Annotated in this window: 21 protein-coding genes; 10 read left to right on the forward strand and 11 right to left on the reverse strand. The window is 65.9% G+C overall.

The window, feature by feature from the left end; all coding sequences use genetic code 11:
• Positions 1 to 30: 30 nt before the first annotated feature.
• Positions 31 to 771, forward strand: coding sequence for a metallophosphoesterase family protein (locus IF803_RS04595; protein WP_304496037.1), 741 nt, complete (start codon positions 31 to 33; stop codon positions 769 to 771).
• A 5-nt stretch (positions 772 to 776) separates the two neighbouring features.
• Positions 777 to 2,255 (forward strand): serine/threonine protein kinase, encoded by a 1,479-nt coding sequence (locus IF803_RS04600; protein WP_461191420.1) that lies wholly within the window; start codon positions 777 to 779, stop codon positions 2,253 to 2,255.
• 13 nt (positions 2,256 to 2,268) lie between these two features.
• Here the strand turns inward: IF803_RS04600 and rpe are convergent, their stop codons facing one another.
• The gene (gene rpe, locus IF803_RS04605) at positions 2,269 to 2,970 is read right to left on the reverse strand and encodes a ribulose-phosphate 3-epimerase (protein ID WP_028339914.1); all 702 of its coding nucleotides are present in this window, start codon (positions 2,968 to 2,970) and stop codon (positions 2,269 to 2,271) included.
• Between the two features lie 251 nt (positions 2,971 to 3,221).
• Here rpe and IF803_RS04610 point away from each other — a divergent pair, with 251 nt between their 5' ends.
• Positions 3,222 to 4,016 (forward strand): EF-hand domain-containing protein, encoded by a 795-nt coding sequence (locus tag IF803_RS04610; RefSeq protein ID WP_461191421.1) that lies wholly within the window; start codon positions 3,222 to 3,224, stop codon positions 4,014 to 4,016.
• A gap of 158 nt (positions 4,017 to 4,174) precedes the next feature.
• Here the strand turns inward: IF803_RS04610 and IF803_RS04615 are convergent, their stop codons facing one another.
• The 6 genes from IF803_RS04615 to IF803_RS04640 form a co-directional block, all read right to left on the reverse strand.
• Positions 4,175 to 5,170 (reverse strand): P1 family peptidase, encoded by a 996-nt coding sequence (locus tag IF803_RS04615; RefSeq protein WP_461191422.1) that lies wholly within the window; start codon positions 5,168 to 5,170, stop codon positions 4,175 to 4,177.
• A gap of 179 nt (positions 5,171 to 5,349) precedes the next feature.
• Positions 5,350 to 6,468 carry a branched-chain amino acid ABC transporter substrate-binding protein gene (locus IF803_RS04620; protein WP_028339917.1) on the reverse strand — a complete coding sequence of 373 codons (1,119 nt, stop codon included), beginning with the start codon at positions 6,466 to 6,468 and terminating at the stop codon, positions 5,350 to 5,352.
• A 167-nt stretch (positions 6,469 to 6,635) separates the two neighbouring features.
• Positions 6,636 to 7,385, reverse strand: coding sequence for an ABC transporter ATP-binding protein (locus IF803_RS04625; protein ID WP_018272406.1), 750 nt, complete (start codon positions 7,383 to 7,385; stop codon positions 6,636 to 6,638).
• Positions 7,382 to 8,215: an ABC transporter ATP-binding protein gene (locus IF803_RS04630; protein WP_028339919.1), complete on the reverse strand. Its 834-nt coding sequence runs from the start codon at positions 8,213 to 8,215 to the stop codon at positions 7,382 to 7,384. Before IF803_RS04630 ends, IF803_RS04625 begins: the two co-directional genes overlap by 4 nt.
• On the reverse strand, positions 8,212 to 9,537 hold the full coding sequence (livM, locus tag IF803_RS04635) for a high-affinity branched-chain amino acid ABC transporter permease LivM (protein ID WP_028339920.1): 1,326 nt from the start codon (positions 9,535 to 9,537) through the stop codon (positions 8,212 to 8,214). Before livM ends, IF803_RS04630 begins: the two co-directional genes overlap by 4 nt.
• Positions 9,538 to 9,547: 10 nt before the next feature.
• Positions 9,548 to 10,465 (reverse strand): ABC transporter permease subunit, encoded by a 918-nt coding sequence (locus IF803_RS04640; protein WP_028339921.1) that lies wholly within the window; start codon positions 10,463 to 10,465, stop codon positions 9,548 to 9,550.
• A 368-nt stretch (positions 10,466 to 10,833) separates the two neighbouring features.
• On the opposite strand from IF803_RS04640, the gene IF803_RS04645 reads away from it, so the two are divergent.
• A complete protein-coding gene (locus IF803_RS04645) occupies positions 10,834 to 10,980 on the forward strand; it encodes a hypothetical protein (RefSeq protein ID WP_162832451.1) in 147 nt (48 codons plus the stop codon).
• Positions 10,981 to 11,074: 94 nt separating this feature from the next.
• Here IF803_RS04645 and IF803_RS04650 read toward each other — a convergent pair whose 3' ends face one another.
• Positions 11,075 to 11,833, reverse strand: a complete 759-nt coding sequence (locus IF803_RS04650; protein ID WP_028339922.1) for a hypothetical protein — start codon at positions 11,831 to 11,833, stop codon at positions 11,075 to 11,077.
• A gap of 193 nt (positions 11,834 to 12,026) precedes the next feature.
• On the opposite strand from IF803_RS04650, the gene IF803_RS04655 reads away from it, so the two are divergent.
• Positions 12,027 to 12,554 (forward strand): hypothetical protein, encoded by a 528-nt coding sequence (locus tag IF803_RS04655; RefSeq protein WP_461191423.1) that lies wholly within the window; start codon positions 12,027 to 12,029, stop codon positions 12,552 to 12,554.
• Here IF803_RS04655 and IF803_RS04660 read toward each other — a convergent pair.
• The 3 genes from IF803_RS04660 to IF803_RS04670 all read right to left on the reverse strand — a co-directional run bounded on the left by IF803_RS04660 (position 12,534) and on the right by IF803_RS04670 (position 15,401).
• Positions 12,534 to 12,926, reverse strand: coding sequence for a carboxymuconolactone decarboxylase family protein (locus IF803_RS04660; RefSeq protein ID WP_028339924.1), 393 nt, complete (start codon positions 12,924 to 12,926; stop codon positions 12,534 to 12,536). The genes IF803_RS04655 and IF803_RS04660 overlap by 21 nt on opposite strands.
• A 253-nt stretch (positions 12,927 to 13,179) precedes the next feature.
• Positions 13,180 to 13,962, reverse strand: a complete 783-nt coding sequence (gene pcaD, locus IF803_RS04665; protein ID WP_069279692.1) for a 3-oxoadipate enol-lactonase — start codon at positions 13,960 to 13,962, stop codon at positions 13,180 to 13,182.
• An 83-nt stretch (positions 13,963 to 14,045) separates the two neighbouring features.
• Positions 14,046 to 15,401 carry a 3-carboxy-cis,cis-muconate cycloisomerase gene (locus IF803_RS04670; protein ID WP_461191424.1) on the reverse strand — a complete coding sequence of 452 codons (1,356 nt, stop codon included), beginning with the start codon at positions 15,399 to 15,401 and terminating at the stop codon, positions 14,046 to 14,048.
• Positions 15,402 to 15,611: 210 nt separating this feature from the next.
• Between IF803_RS04670 and IF803_RS04675 the strand changes: the two genes are divergently transcribed.
• From IF803_RS04675 to IF803_RS04695, 5 genes are all read left to right on the forward strand, one after another.
• A complete protein-coding gene (locus tag IF803_RS04675) occupies positions 15,612 to 16,058 on the forward strand; it encodes an SRPBCC family protein (protein ID WP_016840413.1) in 447 nt (148 codons plus the stop codon).
• A gap of 168 nt (positions 16,059 to 16,226) precedes the next feature.
• Positions 16,227 to 16,712 (forward strand): (2Fe-2S)-binding protein, encoded by a 486-nt coding sequence (locus tag IF803_RS04680; protein ID WP_016840414.1) that lies wholly within the window; start codon positions 16,227 to 16,229, stop codon positions 16,710 to 16,712.
• An 83-nt stretch (positions 16,713 to 16,795) separates the two neighbouring features.
• Entirely contained in the window at positions 16,796 to 17,602 is an 807-nt protein-coding gene (locus IF803_RS04685; RefSeq protein ID WP_461191425.1) for an FAD binding domain-containing protein, read from the forward strand.
• A 48-nt stretch (positions 17,603 to 17,650) separates the two neighbouring features.
• Positions 17,651 to 18,556, forward strand: coding sequence for an AAA family ATPase (locus IF803_RS04690; RefSeq protein ID WP_028336801.1), 906 nt, complete (start codon positions 17,651 to 17,653; stop codon positions 18,554 to 18,556).
• 105 nt (positions 18,557 to 18,661) lie between these two features.
• Entirely contained in the window at positions 18,662 to 19,864 is a 1,203-nt protein-coding gene (locus IF803_RS04695; protein ID WP_461191426.1) for a vWA domain-containing protein, read from the forward strand.
• Positions 19,865 to 19,872: the final 8 nt, after the last annotated feature.

Genomic DNA, 19,872 nt, shown 5'->3' on the forward strand with positions numbered 1-19,872 from the left:
ATCGGATAGGGATCAGCAACGCGGACCACGATGCGGCTTGCACTGTTCGCCGATATTCACGCCAACCGGCAGGCCTTCGTCGCCTGCCTCGACGCTGCGCGTGCGCGCGGCGCCGAGCGGCTGATCTGCCTCGGCGATATCGTCGGCTACGGCGCCGATCCCGAATGGGCCGTCGATACGGTGATGGACCTCGTCGCCAAGGGTGCGATCGCGGTGCGCGGCAATCATGACAATGCGATCGGAGTGCCGAGCGACAGCATGAATGCCGAAGCGCAGGCCGCGATCGACTGGACCCGCGGCCGGCTCAGCGGCGAGCAGAAGGAGTTCCTCGCCGAGCTTCCGATGTCACGGCAGGAGGACAACAGGCTCTACGTGCACTCCGAAGCTTCGGAGCCCACGAAATGGCGCTATGTTCGCGACACCGCCGACGCCGCGCGCAGCATGATGGCAACCGAGCTGCAGATCACGTTCTGCGGCCACATCCATCGTCCCGGCCTCTATTCGATGTCCTCGACCGCCAAGATGACGAGCTTCGTTCCGACTTCGGGCATCGCCGTTCAATTGCTGCCGGGGCGGCGCTGGCTTGCGGTGCTCGGCTCGGTCGGCCAACCGCGCGACGGCGATCCCGCGGCGTCGTTTGCGATGTTCGACACCATAAGCCGCGAGATCACCTATCATCGCGTGCCCTACGACGTTGCGACCGCGGCGGCGCGGATCAAGGCGAGCGGCCTGCCGCACTGGCTCGCCGACCGTCTGCCGCTCGGCCGGTGACGCCGATGGCGGCGCTGGCGATGCAGGCGGGCGCCGAGATCGACGGCTTCACCATCGGCGAACGCGTGCACCGCGGCGGCATGGCGACGCTGTGGAGCGTCACCCATCCCGGCATCACCGTGCCGCTGCTGATGAAGGTGCCGCTGACCTCGGAGGGCGAGGATCCGGCCGCGATCGTCAGCTTCGAGATGGAGCAGATGATCCTGCCGCGGCTGTCAGGGCCGCACGTGCCGGCCTGTTTCGGCACCGGCGACTTCGAACGCCAGGCCTATGTGGTGATGGAGCGCATCCCCGGGCAGACGCTCTACAAGCGGCTCGGCGAGCTGCCGCTGCCGTATGAGGAGGCGAGGGTGATCGGCGGCAAGGTCGCCACCGCGCTCGCCAGCCTGCACCGGCAGAACGTCATCCATCACGACATCAAGCCGAGCAGCATCATGTTCCGCGAGCGCGGCGAGGCGGTGCTGATCGATTTCGGCCTCTCGCACCACCGCCATCTGCCCGACCTGTTGCAGGAGGAGTTTCGCCTGCCTTACGGCACCGCGCCCTACATGGCGCCGGAGCGCCTGCTCGGCGTGCGCGACGATCCGCGCAGCGATCTGTTTTCGCTCGGCGTGCTGCTCTACTTTTTCACCACCGGCGTCCGCCCGTTCGGCGAGACCGAAAGCCTGCGCGGCATGCGCCGGCGGCTGTGGCGTGACCCGTATCCGCCGCGCCAGCTGAAGCCCGACTATCCGCCATGGCTGCAGGAGATCGTGCTGCGCTGCCTGGAGATCGACCCCGCGGCGCGCTATCCGACCGCGGCGCAGCTTGCCTTCGATCTCGGCCATCCCGATCAGGTGAAGCTGACGGCGCGGGCGCAGCGGCTGAGCCGCGATCCGCTCGGCACGGTCTGGCGCCGCCGTTTCAATCTCGGCGCGGTGCCGCCGCGGCCGAAGTCTGATGTCGCGGCCCAGCTCGCCTCGAGCCCGATCGTTGCTGTCGCGCTCGATATCGGCGAGGGAGCCGAGGCGCTGAACGACACCATCCGCGTCACCGCCGAGCGGGTGCTGTCGACCTCGCCGTCGGCGCGACTGGCTTGCGTGAATGTGCTGAAGCTCAATCGCCTGGCGATCGACCGCACCCATGACGAGCAGGGCCAGAACAAGCACGTCGACCGCCTGGTGGCGCTGCAGCACTGGGCGCGGCCGTTCGGGCTCGAGGAAGGACGGCTGACCGTGCATGTGCTGGAGGCGATCGATCCCGCCGCCGCGATCCTGGAATTCGCCGCGGTCAATCTGGTCGACCACATCATCATCGGCGCGCGGCAGAACTCGCCGCGGCGTGCGCTGCTCGGCACCGTGTCCGCCAAGGTCGCGGGGGAGGCGCCGTGCACGGTGACCGTGGTGCGGCCGTCGCGGCTGGCCTCGCAAGCGGAGGACGGCGAGCGCGATGAGGCGGCGGACCAGGCGGCCAATGCCGCGGTCACGCCGCCCGCGTTGTTCTAGTTTCTCCGGATCATCAGATCGCCTCGCCGCGTGCCTCGGCCGCCGCATGGCGGATCGCGGCGATGTTGGTCTTGTAGGCCTCGACGGTGCCGCCCTTGAACACGGCGGACCCCGCGACGAAGGCGTTGGCGCCGGCGGCCGCGAGCTGGCCCGCGACGTCGGGCGCAACGCCGCCGTCGACCTCGATATCGATCGGGCGGCCCGCGACCATCGCCCTGACGTCGCTGATCTTGCCGATCGCCGAGCGGATGAAGGCCTGGCCGCCGAAGCCGGGATTGACCGACATGACCAGCACGAGGTCGATCAGGTCGAGCACATATTCGATCGCGCTCGCCGGCGTTGCCGGATTGAGCGAGACGCCGGCCTTCTTGCCGAGCGCGCGGATTGCCTGCAACGAGCGGTGCAAATGCGGGCCGGCCTCGGCATGCACCGTGATGTGGTCGCAGCCCGCCTTGGCGAACGCCTCCAGGTAGGGATCGCAGGGCGAGATCATCAGATGGGCGTCGAAGATCTTCTTGGTGTGCGGCCGCATCGCCTTGATGACGTCGGGGCCGTAGGAGATGTTCGGCACAAAGTGTCCGTCCATCACGTCGAGATGGATCCAGTCGGCACCGGCCTGGTCGACGGCGCGGACCTCCTCGCCGAGCTTTGAGAAATCCGACGCCAGGATCGACGGAGCGATAACGAGGGGACGCGGGGTGAATGACTGAGTCATGTCAGCTGTTCCGGAAGACTTCAGGGGGCGACGGGTGAGTCCGCCTAACATGCGGACGCGTGGCGGGCAATGCGAGCCGACGGCGCTCCGCGACCGGAAAATTCTTCCGCCGGCGGCAGCTCTTGCCGGGTACGCGGAACCCGCTTCGACGCGGGAAGCCCGGTTTTACTGGGTTTTTGCCATGGCACGCCCCTTGCTCAGCCACTGACCAGCGTTTGAGCCGCCAGGCGCGGCCCTGTTGGAGTATTGCCATGCTGTTCGCCCTTGGCGCTGCGTCGTCGGCCATTGACCTCTTGAGCTCGCTGATGTCGTCGAAGTCGACGACCCAGACCGGCAGCTCCGGTCAGGGGAGTCAGACCACCGGCCTGTTCGCCCCTTCGACCGGTACATCGACGTCGACCGGCAGCAGCACCGGCAACGGCTCGGGCAGCGGCTCCGCGCAGATCTCGCCGCTGACGATGGGCGCGCTGATTTCCGCGCAAAGCCAGTCCCAAACCGCGGTTTCAAACAGCGCGACGGCGGCCAGCCGCTCGGATGCGCTCAAGGACCTGTTCTCGCAGATCGATGCCGACGGCAACGGCAAGATCACCCAGTCCGAATTCGAGAACGCGCTTGGCGCCGGCGGCACCAACACGGCGCAGGCCGACGACGTGTTCTCCAAGCTCGACAGCAATGGCGACGGCAGCGTCAGCCTCGACGAGATGTCCCAGGCGTTGCAGGGCCACAAGGGCGGCCATCATCGCCATCACATGGCCAGTGGCTCGACCGATGGATCCGGCTCCGGCAGCGGCGCGGGCGGATCGGGCTCCGATCCCTTGATGCAGGCGCTGGATGGCGCGACCTCGACGTCGGTGACCAACAGCGACGGCTCGACCACCACGACGACGACCTATGCCGACGGCTCGAAGGTGGCGATGACGACGCCGGCCGCGTCCTCCGCGACCCTCAACGCGGCTTCGTCCTACAATATCGTCGAGCAGCTGATCCAGCGCCAGGCGAAGGCGATCTCGGCGCAGGACTTCGCTGCGATTTCGGTCAGCGCTTAAGACGAGACTGGTAATTTCCGTCATTGCGAGGAGCTCGGCGACAAAATTGCAAAGCAATTTTGCGCTGGAGCGACGAAGCAATCCATCTGTCCACATGTGCGGACAGATGGATTGCTTCGCTTCGCTCGCAATGACGGCAGAGCCAGAAGCGCGATGAACTAACCGAATCTGTCCCGCCAGCTCGGCAACGCGCCGGCGAATGGCAGCGCGGTCGCCGAATGGACGCCGCGGGCGATGGCGCGCGCCACCGTGTTGGCGGCGAGCGCACCGAGCTTGGTGAGGCCGAACAGCGGATCGATCGGCCTGGCGCCGGTCGCGGCGGCAAACACCACGTCGCCGTCGAGCGGGGCGTGCACCGGATAGATCGCGCGCGCCATGCCGGTCTGCGCGATCATCGCAAGCCGCCGCGCCTGCGGCTTCGTCAGCTGCGCATCGGTCACCACGACGACGAGGGTGGTGTTCTCGGCGGCGCTGGCGTCGGCGCCGCCCTTCAGCCGCGCCTTCAGCATGTCCGGCGTGAACGAGGGCGGCAGGCCGCGCCCGCCGAACTCGCCGCCGACCTCGAACGGCGCCGCCCAGAACCAGGGGCCGCTGCCGACCGTGACGCTGCCGACCGCATTGACCACCGCGAGCGCCGCCACCGTCACACCGTCATCGGTCACGTCAGACGCCGAGCCGAGGCCGCCCTTCAGATTGGCCGTGGTCGCGCCCAGGCCGGCGCCGACGCTGCCGAGCTCGAAGTCATCGGAGGCCGCATTGGCCGCCGCGTAGCCGAGATCGCGATAGGGCGGAAAGCGTCCCCACGCCTTGTTGCCGCCGTTGAGCAGGTCGAAGCAGATCGCGCCCGGCACGATTGGGATCACCGCATCGCGGATGCGGAAGCCGCGGCCGCGCTCGGCGAGCCAGGCCTGCACGCCGCCGGCGGCGTCGAGCCCGTGCGCCGAGCCGCCGGACAGCGCGATGGCGTCGATTGCCTCGACGACATTGTGCGGCGAAAGCAGCGCTTCCTCGCGGGTGCCGGGACCGCCGCCGCGGACATCGATCGAGGCGACCGCCGGCCGCTCGAACAGGATGGCGGTGACACCGGAGGCGACCGTTGGATCGTCGGCATGGCCGACGGCAACGCCGGCAATATCGGTGAGAAGGTTTTTCACGATGGGTCCATCCGCCTGCTGTCCGATCGATCCGGTATAGCAGCCGCGACGGATGCATCAACCGTCAGGCACGGGGCGGGCGGAGACGTGCGGTAAGACTTGCAGGCATCAGGTCAAAAAAACGCCCCGGCGGACCGGGGCGTTCTCGTATCTCTGATTGGATCAGACGCGCGAGAGGCTCAGGAGCCCTTCGGATTGATCTCGGTGTAGTTGCCCTTGGCGTCCCACTTGTAGACGACGTAATCGATTGCCTTGATGTCGCCCTTGGCATCAAAGGCCATCTTGCCGAGCACGGTGTCCCACTCGCCGGCCTTGATGGTGTCCATCACCTTCTTGGCGTCGGTCGAGCCGGCCTTGGCGACGGCCTGGGTCCAGACCTGCATCGCGGCGTAGGTGTAGAGCGTGTAGCCCTCGGGATCGATGTTCTTGGCCTTGAACTTCTCGACGATCGCCTTCGCGGTCGGCTTGTTGCGCGGATCCGGGCCGAAGGTGAACAGCGTGCCTTCGGCGGCGGGGCCGGTGATCGAGGCGAATTCCTTGTCGTTCATGGCATCGCCCGCCATCAGCACGGTCTGCAGGCCTTGGTCACGCATCTGGCGCAGGATCAGCCCGGCTTCCTGATGGTAGCCGCCGACATAGACCAGATCGATGTTGTCGCGCTTCAGGCGCGAGACGATCGAGTTGAAGTCCTTGTCGCCCTTGTTGTAGGACTCGAACATCTTCTCCTGGAAGCCGGCCTTGTTCAGCGCCTTCTTGGTCTCGTCGGCGAGGCCTTTGCCATAGGTGGTCTTGTCGTTCAGGATCGCGACGTTCTTGCCCTTGTAGTTCTTCATGATGTAGTCGGCGGCGACCAGGCCCTGCTGGTCGTCACGGCCGCAGACGCGCGCCACGTTCCAGAGCTTGCGCTCGGTGAACAGCGGGTTGGTCGAGGCCGGGGTGATCTGCAGCACGTTGGCGTCGGCGTAGGCCTCGGAGGCCGGGATCGAGGACGACGAGCAGAAATGGCCGGCCACGAACGGGATCTTCGAAGAGCCGATCTTTTCCGCGATCGAGCGCGCCTGCTTCGGATCGCAGGCATCGTCGTCGGCTTCCAGCGCGAGCTTCTTGCCGAGCACGCCGCCGGCGGCGTTGATGTCGGCGACCGCCTGCTCGGCGCCGTTCTTCATCTGCCGGCCGAAAGCGGATTCGGAGCCCGTCATCGGGCCCGCGACTGCGATAGTGATGTCTTGCGCGAACGCGCTCGCCGATAATGCGAACGAGGCGCCAAGTGCCAGGCCGATGAGCTTCAGTGATTTCATGAGACGTCCCTCGTGGTCGTTGCCTCTTGCGGGAGGGGCCCGGCACGCCGGGCCCCAAAACCGCGGGCATTCTCAGCTGATTTCGCGGCGAAGTCACCGGCAATTTTCAGGCAAATCGACGCTGCATCCGCCGTGTCTTGCTTGCGGGGGCGGCACGGAACGTTAAGCTAGCCGCGGCGGCCGCCTTCCAGATAGGCGGCGCGGATTTCCGGGCGCTGCAGCAATTCGGCGCCGGTTCCGGCCAGCGTGATCAGCCCGTTGACCATGACATAGCCGCGATGGGCGAGCTTCAGCGCATGGTTGGCATTCTGCTCCACGATCAGCACGGTGAGGCCGTCCTGCCGGTTCAGCGTGCGGATGGCGTCGAAGATCTGGCGCGCGATCAGCGGCGCGAGCCCGAGCGAGGGCTCGTCCAGCATCAGCAGCCGCGGCCGGCTCATCAGGGCGCGGCCGATCGCCAGCATCTGCTGCTCGCCGCCCGACAGCGTGCCGCCGCGTTGTGCGACGCGTTCCTTCAGGCGCGGGAACAGCGCGAACACCCGTTCCAGCCCGGCTGCGCGTTCGGCCTCGCTGCATTCGGTGGCATCGGCGCCCATCTGCAGGTTTTCCGCGACGCTCATGCGCGGAAAGATCCGCCGGCCTTCCGGCGATTGTGCGATGCGCAGCCGTGCGATCTCGTGGGTCGGCACGCCGGTGATGTCACGGCCGTCGAATTCGATGGCGCCGGCGCGGGCGCGCGGCCGGCCGAAGATCGTCATCATCAGCGTCGACTTGCCGGCGCCGTTGGCACCGATCAGAGCGACGATCTCCCCGCGATTGATCTCGATATCGACGCCCTTCAGCGCCTCGATCTTGCCATACGCCGCGCGCACGCCGCGCACCGCGAGCAGGGGTGTCGTTGCCTGTGCCGCGCTCACGTGCCGCTCTCCATCACGGCGATCGCCTCTTCCTCGTCTGCGCCGAGATACGCGGCGATCACCTTGGGGTCGTCGCGCACCGTCTGCGGCGTGCCTTCGGCGATCTTGACGCCGTAATCCATCACCACGACGTGATCGGAGATCTCCATCACGACCGACATGTCGTGCTCGATCAGAAGGATCGAGGTGCCCTGTTCGTTACGGATCGACAGCAGCAGTTCGTTGAGCCCGCCGCTCTCGCGCGCGTTCAGTCCGGCCGCCGGCTCGTCGAGACAGAGCAGCGCAGGTTCAGTGCACATCGCGCGCGCGATCTCGAGCCTGCGCTGGTCGCCATAGGGCAGGTTGCCCGCGGCATCGTCGGCGCGGTCGAGCAGGCTGACGCGCGCGAGCCAGGTCCGCGCCAGATCGATGGCGCGCTGCTCGGCCTCGCGCCAGGACGGCAGGCCGAGCAGTCCGAGCAGGGTCAGGCCCGAGGCGCGCATCAGCGCGTTGTGCTGGGCGACCATCAGATTTTCCAGCGCGGTCATGCCGGGAAACAGCCGGATGTTCTGGAAGGTGCGCGCCACCTTGGCCTGCTTGGAGATGCGGAAATCGTTCAGCCGTTCGAGCTGGATGGTGCGGCCGTCGTCATGGGCGAGGCGGATCGCGCCGCCGCTCGGCCGATAGAACCCGGTGATGCAGTTGAACACGGTGGTCTTGCCGGCGCCGTTCGGCCCGATCAGCGCGGTGATCTTGCGCCGCTCGGCCGCAAAGGACAGCTCGTTGACCGCGACGATGCCGCCGAAGCGCATCATCAGGCGGTCGACGGTGAGGATGTGGTCGCCGCTCATCCGTGGCCCTCCTTGACGAGGTCGGACGAGATCGCCTGGTTGCGTTCCAGGAACACGGTCGGCGAGCGATGGCCGATCAGCCCGCGCGGCCGCCAGATCATCAGCAGCACCATCGCCATGCCGAACACCAGCATGCGGTATTGATCGAGGCCGCGGAACAGCTCGAAGCCGCCGATCATGGTCAGCGCGGCGAGCGCCACGCCAAGCTGCGAGCCCATGCCGCCGAGCACGACGATCGCCAGCACCAGCGCCGATTCCTGGAAGGTGAAGGATTCCGGGCTGATGAAGCCCTGCCGCGTGGCGAAGAACGCGCCGGCGAGGCCGCCGAACATCGCGCCGGTCGCGAACGCCGTCAGCTTGGTGGTCGTGGTGTTGATGCCGAGCGCGCGGCAGGCGACCTCGTCCTCGCGCAGCGCCTCCCAGGCGCGGCCGATCGGCAGCCGCCGCAGCCGGATCGTCACCCAGTTGGTGATCAGCGCCATCGCCAGGATCAGGTAGAACAGGAAGACGAGGCGGTGGGTCGGCGAGAATTCGATGCCGAGCTTGGCGGCGAGCCCGTCATCACCCGCCGTCAGCGGAATGCCGAACATGGTCGGGCGGGGAATGCCCGAGACGCCGTTGGGGCCGCCGGTCAGGCTCTGCCAGTTGATGATGACGAGGCGGATGATCTCGCCGAAGGCGAGCGTCACGATCGCGAGATAGTCGCCGCGCAGCCGCAGCACCGGGAAGCCGAGCAGCACGCCCCAGAACGCCGCCAGGATGCCGGCAAGCGGCAGGCAGACCCAGAACGACAATCCGAAATTGGTCGCAAGCAACGCATAGGAATAGGCACCGACCGCGTAGAACGCGACATAGCCGAGGTCGAGCAGGCCGGCGAGGCCGACCACGACGTTCAATCCCCATCCCAGCATCACATAGGTCAGGACCAGGATCGACAGGTCGAGAATGTAGCGCTGGTTGTAGAAGATGACAGGCACGAGGAAGGTGAACACCAGGAGCGCCGGCGCCAGCCAGCGGCCAGCGAACGACATCGCCGATTGCACCGGCTTCGGCACGACGCGGTCCTTGTCGACCGGCCCCCACCATTGCCGCAGCAACTCGACGACGATGCTGCCGCCGAACACCGCGCCAACGAGGGCTGCGAGGTCGCCGAACCGCGTCCAGTAGATCAGGCCGCCCTGCGGCCCGGCCTCGGTGCGAATGCCGATCATCAGCGAGAACAGCACCAGCGCGACAAGGGCGCTGATCAGGGCTTTCTTGAGAATGAAGGCGCTGCCCGAGGGCTGCGCGGCGTGCGAGGGGCGGGCTGAGGTCGCGCTCACGAAGTGCCTGTCAGACTTTTTCGACTTCGGGACGGCCAAGCAGGCCGGTCGGCATGAAGATCAGCACCACGATCAGGATCGAGAACGCGGCGACGTCCTTGTACTCCACCGAGAAATAGGCCGACCAGAACGTCTCGATCAGGCCGATCGCGAGCCCGCCGAGCATCGCGCCCGGCAGCGAGCCGATGCCGCCGAGCACGGCGGCGGTGAACGCCTTGATGCCGGCGACGAAGCCCATGAAGAAATCGACCAGGCCGTAATACAAGAGATACATCATGCCTGCGACCGCGGCGAGCGCGGCGCCGATCACGAAGGTCATCGAGATGGTGCGGTCGACGTCGACGCCGAGCAGCGCGGCCATGGTCTGGTCCTGCTCGCAGGCGCGCATGTCGCGTCCGAGCCGGGTGCGCGAGACCAGCCAGGTGAACAGCGCCAGCACCACGATGGTGGCCAGCACCACCATGATCTGGATGTTGGAGAGCTGCACGGCGAAGCCCGACGAGCCTTCGTGCAGCGTATAGCCGCCGGTGATGATCGGCGGCACCGGCTTCACCCGCGCGCCCTGCGACACCTGCGAGAAATTGGTCAGCACGAACGACATGCCGATCGCCGACAGCATCGGCGCCAGGCGGAACGAATGCCTTAAGGGTCGGTAGGCGATGCGCTCGATGGTCCAGCCATAGAGCGCGGTGATCGCCATCGAGACCAGCAGCACGATCAGGAGGATCAGGGGGATCGCGGTGAGCCCGAGCGACACCAGCACCAGGAACGAGATCAGCGCGATGAAGCCGCCGATCATGAAGATGTCGCCATGCGCGAAATTGATCATGCCGACGATGCCGTAGACCATCGTGTAGCCGATGGCGATCAGGCCGTAGATCGAACCGAGCACGAGGCCGTTGATCAATTGCTGGGCGAAATAATCCATACGCTGCCGTCAGAGCCTGTTCGGTTGAGAACCGACCAGGCTCTCGTGTTGATCTGGACGCGCTTTCTTCACGCGAACCGGTTCCCACTTCGCTCGAAAACGCTACGTCGAGGGTGACGCGGCGAGGGCCCCGGCAGCCTGATCCGTCGCGTCGTGTCGTTTTCTAACAGTGGAACCCCGGCCGCGGCAACAGCGTGGCAGCAGCGGAAAGGGCTTGTACATAACTAGTTTGGCGGATGCGGTTCCGATGTCACAGGGCCGACATGGCTTTGCCCTGCAATGATCACGCCGGAACCCGTGTTCCCCGAGAACCGCGCTTCCGACGCGCGCGTTGTCCCCAGCTTCATGAAAGCAAAGGGAGTAGCTGAATGAGCAACCCAAATCAGAATCCGGGACAGCCGAACCAGAACCCCAATCAGAAGCCCGGCCAGCAGCAGCAGGGCGGCGGCCAGAAGCCCGGCCAGCAACAGCAGGATCCGGGCCGGCAGGGCCAGAAGCCCAATCCGGAGCGCTAATTCGGACAGTTGAGCCGAACTAGCAGGGAGGCCTCGCCGAAAGGCGAGGCCTTCCTTGTTCAGGCTTAAATCCTTTTCGCTTGGGCTGTCTTGTTCAGGCCAACTGGTCGGCGAAGCGGCCGCGGAAGGCGTACGAACCGAAATGCGTGAGCTCGCTTCGAAGGTCGAGCCAGATTTCGCCGCCGAGATCGATCCAGCGCCGGCAGAACGCGTAATCTTCGGACAAATACTCGCCGGTCGTCTTGTCGATCATGCATTCGAACAGCGACACGCGGTCGAGGTCGGCGCGAACCAGGTCGCCGGTGTTCAAGTCGTTGCTCTTGTGGTTCGCCCGATATTTGAGTTCGGGATGGGCGTCGCACAGCCTGACGAGGGCCGATCGCTTCATCATGAGAAAGCCGGTTCCGGCATATCGGACCTTGGCGAAGCCGTCGCCGCGCGCCGTGATCTGGTCGCCCTCCCATGTGACGACATAGTCCAGCGAGGATGACGCAAGGTTCTTGCGCTTGGCCTCCGCAGCCCGCTGCACCTTGGCCCAATCGATGTGCTTGAGCGGATAGGCCGCGGCCGAAACGTCAGTGCCGCAATCCAGCAGCCGGAAGACGGACTCGGGTTCGAACCCGATATCGGCATCGATGAACAGGAGATGGCTGGCGCCGGATGCAAGGAATTGGTGGGCCAGTTCGTTCCGGGCGCGCACGATCAGCGATTCGTTCCCGATCAGATGAAACTGGATGTCGATGCCCCGGGCCGTGGCCGCGGCCTGAAGCTTCAGGGCGGACAACACATAGGCCATCTTCAGATCGCCGCCGTAGCAGGGCGTTGCGACGAAAACGCGCGTTCTTTCGGTCATTTTACCCCCTTTATCCCGGCTGGCGCCGATCTCGCGCCGATCCCGGCCGGGCCCCGATCGCATCGATCCGGAACCATCGCATCGCGCTTAACCTTAACAAAGGGTTTAAATTGCTGCCGGCAATTGATCGGCGTTAGCTCGCGCCCTGAATCGTCGCCGATCGGATAAGGCGCGGGAAGCACGGGAAGCGGCAATGTCGAACAACTGGCGGATCAGCTCCTTCAACGGCGCGCTGCTTGCGGCCTATTTCATTCCGGTCTGGACCATCATTGCCTTCAGCATCATGGTGTCGCCGATCCACGGCCTCTATGAGCGGCCGAGCGTGTCGATCGCGTTCTATGCCAGCGACTATCTGCACCTCGGCAAGATGGCGACGGTGCGCCTCGCATGGCTGCTCGCGCTGGCGCGGATCACCGTGGTGGCGTTCTTCGCGGTCTTCCTCGCGATGACCGCGTTCTCGCCGCTGCGCAAGAGCAGCAGCGGCGCCGACGAGGCGCTGGCGGTGGCGCTCTGCCTCGGCAGCGTGCTGAGCTTCGCCAGCATGATGATCGCTTCCAAGGTCGGCGAGGTCGAAGCGCTGCGCATGCATGCATCCGAGCTTCTGATGCTGCTCGGCACCGCGATCGTGATGTTGTTCGAGACCTCGCCGAAGCGAGCCGTTGAGGCGCCTGTCGTCGAGGTGGGCGCGCCTGCGAGCCAGCTATCCCTTCAGCAGCCCTAGCTCGGCAATGATCGCGCCGGCTTCCTTGACGGCGTGATTGGCCGCCGGCACGCCGCAATAGATCGCCTGCTGCAGCAGGATCTCCTTGATGTCCTCGGGCGTGAAGCCGCCCTCGGCGAGCGCCGCGCGCACATGCAGGCGGAATTCGTCCCACTGGCCGAGTGCGACCATGGTGCCGATCACAAGCACGCGGCGGGTGCGGTGATCGAAATGCGGCCGGGTCCAGATGTCGCCCCACGCGTAGCGCGTGATCAGGTCCTGGAAGTCGGTGTTGAACGCGTTGCGGTTCTTGATCGACTTGTCGACCCATTCATTGCCCAGCACCTTGCGGCGCTGCGTCATGCCGTCGTCGCGGCGCTGATTGTCGTCCATGGATGTCTCCTCATGAAATCGTAGCCCGGATGGAGCGCAGCGCAATCCGGGGCTTCAGCGTTGGCCCAAAGACTTGTCCCGGATTTCGCTTCGCTGCATCCGGGCTACGCACTGATTGTCGCCCATAGAGCATCCTTTCCGGTTGCGTCATTCCGGGGCGGTCCGCAGGACCGAACCCGGAATCTCGAGGTTATGGATGCGGATCGAGATTCCGGGTTCGATGCTTCGCATCGCCCCGGAATGACGATGACCGTTACCGTTGCGTCAGGAAGCCGACCACGGCTTCGGTGAAGGCGTGCGACTGCTCGACGTTGGAAATATGCGCGGCATCGAGCAGCGTCATGCTGGCGCCGGGAATGCCGCTGCGGATCATCTCACCCGCCGACACCGGCGTCGCCATGTCCTGCTTGCCTGCGATCACCAGGGTCGGGCTCTTGATCCTGGGCAGCAGCGCGCGCTGGTCGAGTGTCGACAGCGCCTCGCAGCAGGCGAGATAGCCTTCGACCGGCGAGGCAACCAGCATCGCCTTCATGCGCGCCGCGGTCTCCGGCTCGCGCTCGCGGAAATCGGCGGTCAGCCAGCCCGCGATCACGGTGTCGGCAACGGCGGCGATGCCGCCTTCCTTCACCGCCTTGATGCGGTTGAGCCAGTTGGTCGGATCGGGATAGTAGCAGGCGGTGTTGGCGAGGATGATCTTGCCGAATCTTTCCGGAGCATTCGCTCCCAGCCACTGTCCGACCATGCCGCCCATCGACAGCCCGCACCAATGCACCTTCTCGATGTTGAGATCGTCGAGGATCGCCAGCACGTCGCGGCCGAACCGCTCCATAGAGTAGGGGCCCGCCGGCACGCCGGATTTGCCGTGACCCCGGCGGTCGTAGCGGATGACGCGGAACAGCTGCGTCAGTGCCCGCATCTGCGGCTCCCACATCTGCAAGGTGCAGCCGAGCGAGTTCGACAGCATCAAGGTCGGTCCGCCGTCGCGGCCGTCCACCTGAACGTTGAGCAGGCACCCGTCGGCGTTGATCATCGGCATCGTCTTGTCCCTCTCGTCATGCGCTTGCCGGGTCATCTGCGCGAAGACGCGCTTCGCGCTTTTGTCCGGCAACGACATCGTCGCTATTTGTCATCCAGTGAAGCCAGCAGGCGGTCGATCAGCGCTTGCGAGGCGCCCTGATAGGCCATCGGCTCGAACAGCTCCGCGATTCGTTTCGCGTCGAGATGTGCGGTGACCTTGGCATCCGCCGACAGCACCTCGCGCAGATGCTTCTTCTCCGCGACCGCGCGCTTGCTGGCGGCCTCGATCAGATGATGGGCGTCGCTCTTGCCGATCTTGTCGGCGAGCGCGAAGGTGACGGCTTCCGCCATGATCAACCCATGGGTCGCATCGAGATTGCTGCGCATCCGCGCCGCATCGACCTCGAGCCCTTCGGCGAGATCAACGATGGCGGCAAGCGCGCCCGAGATCACCAGCATCAGGGCCGGCAATGTCGGCCATTCCGCATGCCACGGGCCGGCGCTGCGCTCATGGTCCTGCACCTGCGCGGCGAAGATCGTGGCGGCGAGATTCGGCGCCATGGTCGCAGCCCCCAGCGCGCTCGCGGCAGCGACCGGATTGCGCTTGTGCGGCATGGTGGAGGAGCCGCCGCGGCCGGCGCCTGCGGGCTCGAACGCTTCGCCGACATCGGTCTGCATCATCAGCGAAACGTCGCGTGCGATCTTGCCGCAGCTGCCGGCGAGGATCGCGAACACCGACGCGGCCTCGGCGATGCGGTCGCGATGGGTATGCCAGGGTGCATCCGGGAGCGGCAGATCGAGCTCTTGCGCAAGGGCGGCGGCGACCGCGAGGCCCTTGTCGCCAAGCGCGGCGAGCGTCCCGGCGGCGCCGCCGAATTGCAACGCCAGCGTCTCGCGGCGCAGGTGTTGCAGCCGCTTGCGGGAGCGATGCAGCGCCGCGGCATATTCGGCGAGCTTGAGAGCGAACGGCATCGGCAGCGCGTGCTGCAGCCAGGTCCGCGCCACCACGGCGGTGTCGCGATGGGCGCGCGCAAGTCCGGCGAAGCCCGCAACGGCGCGGTCGAGGTCGGCCAGCAGCGCGTCGATCCCCGCGCGCAGCGACAACATGGTCGCGGTGTCGATGACGTCCTGGCTGGTCGCGCCCCAATGCACGTAGCGCGCCGCCTCGGCGTCCGCCTTGGCGACATTGGCGGTCAGGGCCTTCACCAGCGGGATCGCCAGATTGCCGGACCGCGTCGCGGCGTCGGCCAGCGCGGCCAGGTCGAATGATTCGGCCTTGCACGCCGCAGCGATCGGTCCCGCGCCAGCCGCGGGAATCACCCCGCAGGCCGCCTCGGCGCGGGCCAGCGCGGCCTCGAAATCCAGCATGTTCTGCAGCGTGGCGGCGTCGTCGCACACCGCGCGCATCGCGGCGCTCGACAGCATCGGCGCGAGCAGGGGAGAGAGGGCTGTGCTCATGGCCGGCGACCTAACCATTCCCGCGCGTCCCTGCCAATGCCCCGGAGCTGCCTGCATTTTCAACACCGCGGATTGCGCGATTTCGTGAACAACGGGCTTGGCTTGCTGCGGTTGCGAATATGCATCGCTCATCCTCCGAAGGTGCCCTTTCCTTTGCGCCCCGGCTGCTTTACTTGGGGGAAAAGGTTCTAGCGATCGAGGAGATCCCCCATGGCCATGACAATGACCGGCGAAGTCCAGCTTGCAGCGCCGCGCCAGGCTGTGTGGGACAAGCTCAACGATCCCGAAGTGTTGAAGGCCTGCATTCCCGGCTGCGAAGAGCTGGAGAAGACCGACGAGGGCGGCTTCCGCGCCACCGCCAAGATGAAGGTCGGCCCGGTCTCCGCCCGCTTCAAGGGCAAGGTCACATTGAGCGATCTCGACCCGCCGAACGGCTACAAGATCTCAGGCGAAGGCGAGGGCGGGGTCGCCGGCTTCGCCAAGGGCGGCGCCACCGTTGGCCTAGCCGACAAGGATGGCGGCACGCTTCTGAGCTACAATGTGGAGGCCCAGATCGGCGGCAAGCTCGCCCAGCTCGGCCAGCGCCTGATCAACGGCGCCGCGAAGAAGCTGGCCGATGAATTCTTTGCAAATTTCGCCAAGGCGGTGCAGGGTTAGCCCCGCCTTTCGGCTGGATTATTCAGGTCCGGCCATGTCTTGCCGTTATGTCCTGGATGGGTGGCTCGAAAGGTTGCCCATCGCGGGGCGCACCCATATTATGCCGTCTGGAATGATCTAAAACCGCCTGCTTCGCCGATATGCGGTGGCGCAGATAAGAGAGTGCTGATGGCCAAGATTTCAATGATCGTGAACGGCAACCCCGTGAACGCGAATGTCGACCCCCGTACCCTTCTGGTCCAGTTTCTGCGCGAAAACCTGCGGCTGACCGGCACCCATGTCGGCTGCGACACCTCGCAGTGCGGCGCCTGCGTCGTGCATCTGGACGGCAAGGCGGTGAAGTCCTGCACGACGCTTGCGGTGATGGCCGACGGTCATGAGGTCAAGACCATCGAGGGGCTGGCGGCCGATGGCGCGCCGCTGCATCCGATGCAGGAGGCCTTCCGCGAGCATCACGGCCTGCAGTGCGGCTTTTGCACGCCGGGCATGATCATGACCGCGGTCGACCTGGTCCATCGCAAGGGCCACGAGCTCTCCGACGAGGTGATCCGCGAGGAGCTGGAAGGCAATCTGTGCCGCTGCACCGGCTACCAGAACATCGTCGCTTCGATCGCCGCCGGCGCCAAGGCGATGGCCAAATCGGACCTCGCCTAGGGCATGATCCGGAAAAGTGTGAAGCGGTTTTCCGAAAAGATCATGCCCCAGTAAATATCGCGATCTGCGATCAGGACATTCCAATGTACGAATTCAAATATCACCGTCCCGGCACCGTGCGGCAGGCCGCCAACCTCCTGGTGAAGAACGAGGACGCCAAGCTGATCGCCGGCGGTCACACGCTGGTGCCGGTCATGAAGCAGCGGCTCGCCAGCCCGCCGCATCTGGTTGACCTCTCCCATATCGAAGGTCTCGACACGATCGAGATGAAGGGCCGCTCGCTGGTCATCGGCGCCACCGCCAAGCACGCCGAAGTCGCGAGCTCCGCGGTCGTCGGCGAGGCGATCCCGGCGCTGGCCGAACTGGCCGGCCTGATCGGCGATCCCGCGGTGCGCCACCGCGGCACCATCGGCGGCTCGCTCGCCAACAACGACCCGACCGCCGACTATCCGGCCGCGGTGCTGGCGCTGGGCGCGACCATCGTCACCAACAAGCGCCGCCTCAAGGCCGAGGAGTATTTCCAGGGCCTGTTCTCGACCGCGCTGGAGGCCGACGAAATCATCACCAAGGTGATGTTCCCGCTGCCGAAGAAGGCGGCCTACGTCAAGTTCCGCAACCAGGCCTCGCGTTATGCGTTGGTTGGCGTGTTCGTGGCCAAGCGTCCGTCCGACGTGCGCGTCGCGGTCACCGGTGCGGGCTCCGACGGCGTGTTCCGCGTCACCGCGTTCGAGGACGCTCTTAAGAAGCGTTTCTCGCACAAGGTGCTCGACGGCATTGCGGTTTCGGCCGACGGGCTGAACAGCGACCTGCACGGCAGTGCGGAATACCGCGCGCATCTGATCGGCGTTTTGACGCGCAGGGCGGTGGAAACCGCGAACGCCAAGGACTAAGTACCAAGACGTGACTTTGCTCACTCTCGTTCGAAGACTGGCTGTTCCATGAGTGCATCGGCGTTACCCACTTCCGTCGATGCGCTCGAGGATCTCTTGACCTCGCGCGGCTATCTCGCCGAGCGGTCGCTCGCGACCGTGACCTATCTCGCGCTGCGGATGGGCCGGCCGCTGTTCCTCGAGGGCGAAGCCGGCGTCGGCAAGACCGAGATCGCAAAAGTGTTGTCGGCGGCGCTCGGGCGCAAGCTGATCCGCCTGCAATGCTATGAAGGCCTCGACGTCGCTTCCGCCGTCTATGAGTGGAGCAGCGCGGCGCAGATGATCGCGATCCGCCTTGCGGAGGCTTCCGGCGATACCGATCGCGACCAGCTCGCGAGCGACATTTTCGCCGAACGCTTCCTGATCAAGCGGCCGCTGCTGCAGGCGCTCGAGCCCGATGTCGCGGGGCCGCCGGTGCTCTTGATCGACGAGCTCGACCGCGCCGACGAGGCATTCGAGGCGTATCTGTTGGAAATCCTCAGCGACTTCCAGGTCACGATCCCCGAGCTTGGCACCGTGAAGGCGCCGGCGCCGCCGATCGTGATCATCACCTCGAACCGCACGCGCGAGATTCATGACGCGCTGAAGCGGCGCTGCCTCTATCACTGGGTAGATTATCCCTCCGCCGAGCGCGAGCTCGCGATCGTCAAGTCGCGGGTGCCGAACATTTCCGCAAAGCTGTCGCAGCAGGTCGTCCGCTTCGTGCAGGCGCTGCGCAACCAGGACTTCTACAAGTCGCCGGGCGTCGCCGAGACCATCGACTGGGCCACCGCGCTGTCCGAGCTCGACGCCCGCTCGCTGACCCCGCAGGTGGTCGGCGACACGCTGGGCGCGCTCTTGAAATATCAGGACGACATCGCGCGCATGCAGGGCGATGCGCTGCAGAAGACATTGAAGGAAGCGACGAGCGACTAGCCGTCATTCCGGGGCACGCGAAGCGTGAACCCGGAATCTCGCGCCGCAATCTCCAGATTCCGGATCCGCACTTCGTGCGGTCCGGAATGACGAGGCCAAACGACAATGGCGATCAACCACCTCGCGCCTCCGACCGGCCACATGGCCGACAACGTGATCGGCTTTGCCCGCGCGCTGCGGGCGGCCGGGCTTCCCGTGGGGCCGGGCTCGGTGATCGATGCGCTCGACGCGCTGCAGCTGATCGAGGTCGGGCATCGCTCCGATTTCTACGCCACGCTGGAAGCGATCTTCGTCAAGCGCCATGAGCACGTGCTGATCTTCCGCCAGGCCTTTATGCTGTTCTTCCGCGCAGCCGAGGAGTGGAAGAGCATGCTGGATTCCGTCCCGCTGCCCGACCACGCCAGGAAGAAGCCGCCGCCGGCCTCGCGCCGGGTCCAGGAGGCGATGGCGCAGCCGGCGCGGAGCGAAGAGCGTCCGCAGGCCCAGGAGCAGGAGCTCAAGCTCTCAGTCTCCGACAAGGAGATCCTGCAGAAGAAGGATTTTGCGCAGATGACCGCGGCGGAGATCGCCGAGGTGACGCGCGAGATCGCCAAGATGCGGCTGCCGCAGGCCGAGCTCGTGACCCGCCGCTACCAGCCGGACGCGCGGGGCTTGCGGCTCGACATGCGCCGCACCGTGCGCAACTCGCTGCGCACCGGCGGCGAGATCATCGATATCAGAAAGCTCGGCCGGATCGAGAAGCCGGCGCCGATCGTGGCGCTGCTCGATATCTCGGGCTCGATGAGCGAGTACACCCGCCTGTTCCTGCATTTCCTGCATGCCATCACCGACGCCCGCAAGCGGGTCTCGGTATTCCTGTTCGGCACCCGCCTGACCAATGTGACGCGGGCGTTGCGGGCCCGTGACCCCGACGAGGCGCTGGCGAGCTGCTCGTCCTCGGTCGAGGACTGGGCCGGCGGGACGCGGATCGCGACCTCACTGCACAGCTTCAACCAGCTCTGGGCCCGCCGGGTGCTCGGGCAGGGCGCCATCGTCCTCCTTATATCCGATGGACTAGAACGGGAGGCTGATGCCAAACTGGCCTTCGAGATGGACCGATTGCACCGTTCCTGCCGCCGCCTGATCTGGCTCAATCCGCTGCTGCGCTACTCCGGCTTCGAGGCCAAGGCGCAGGGCATCAAAATGATGTTGCCCCACGTTGACGAATTTCGCCCGGTGCATAACTTGACGTCCATCAAGGGCTTGATCGGGGCGCTGTCGTCCCCGCCGCCGGCGCACCACCGCAGCCTGATCCGCTCTGTAGCCTAAGAAGCATC

It is taken from the genome of Bradyrhizobium sp. UFLA06-06 (genome assembly GCF_054820065.1).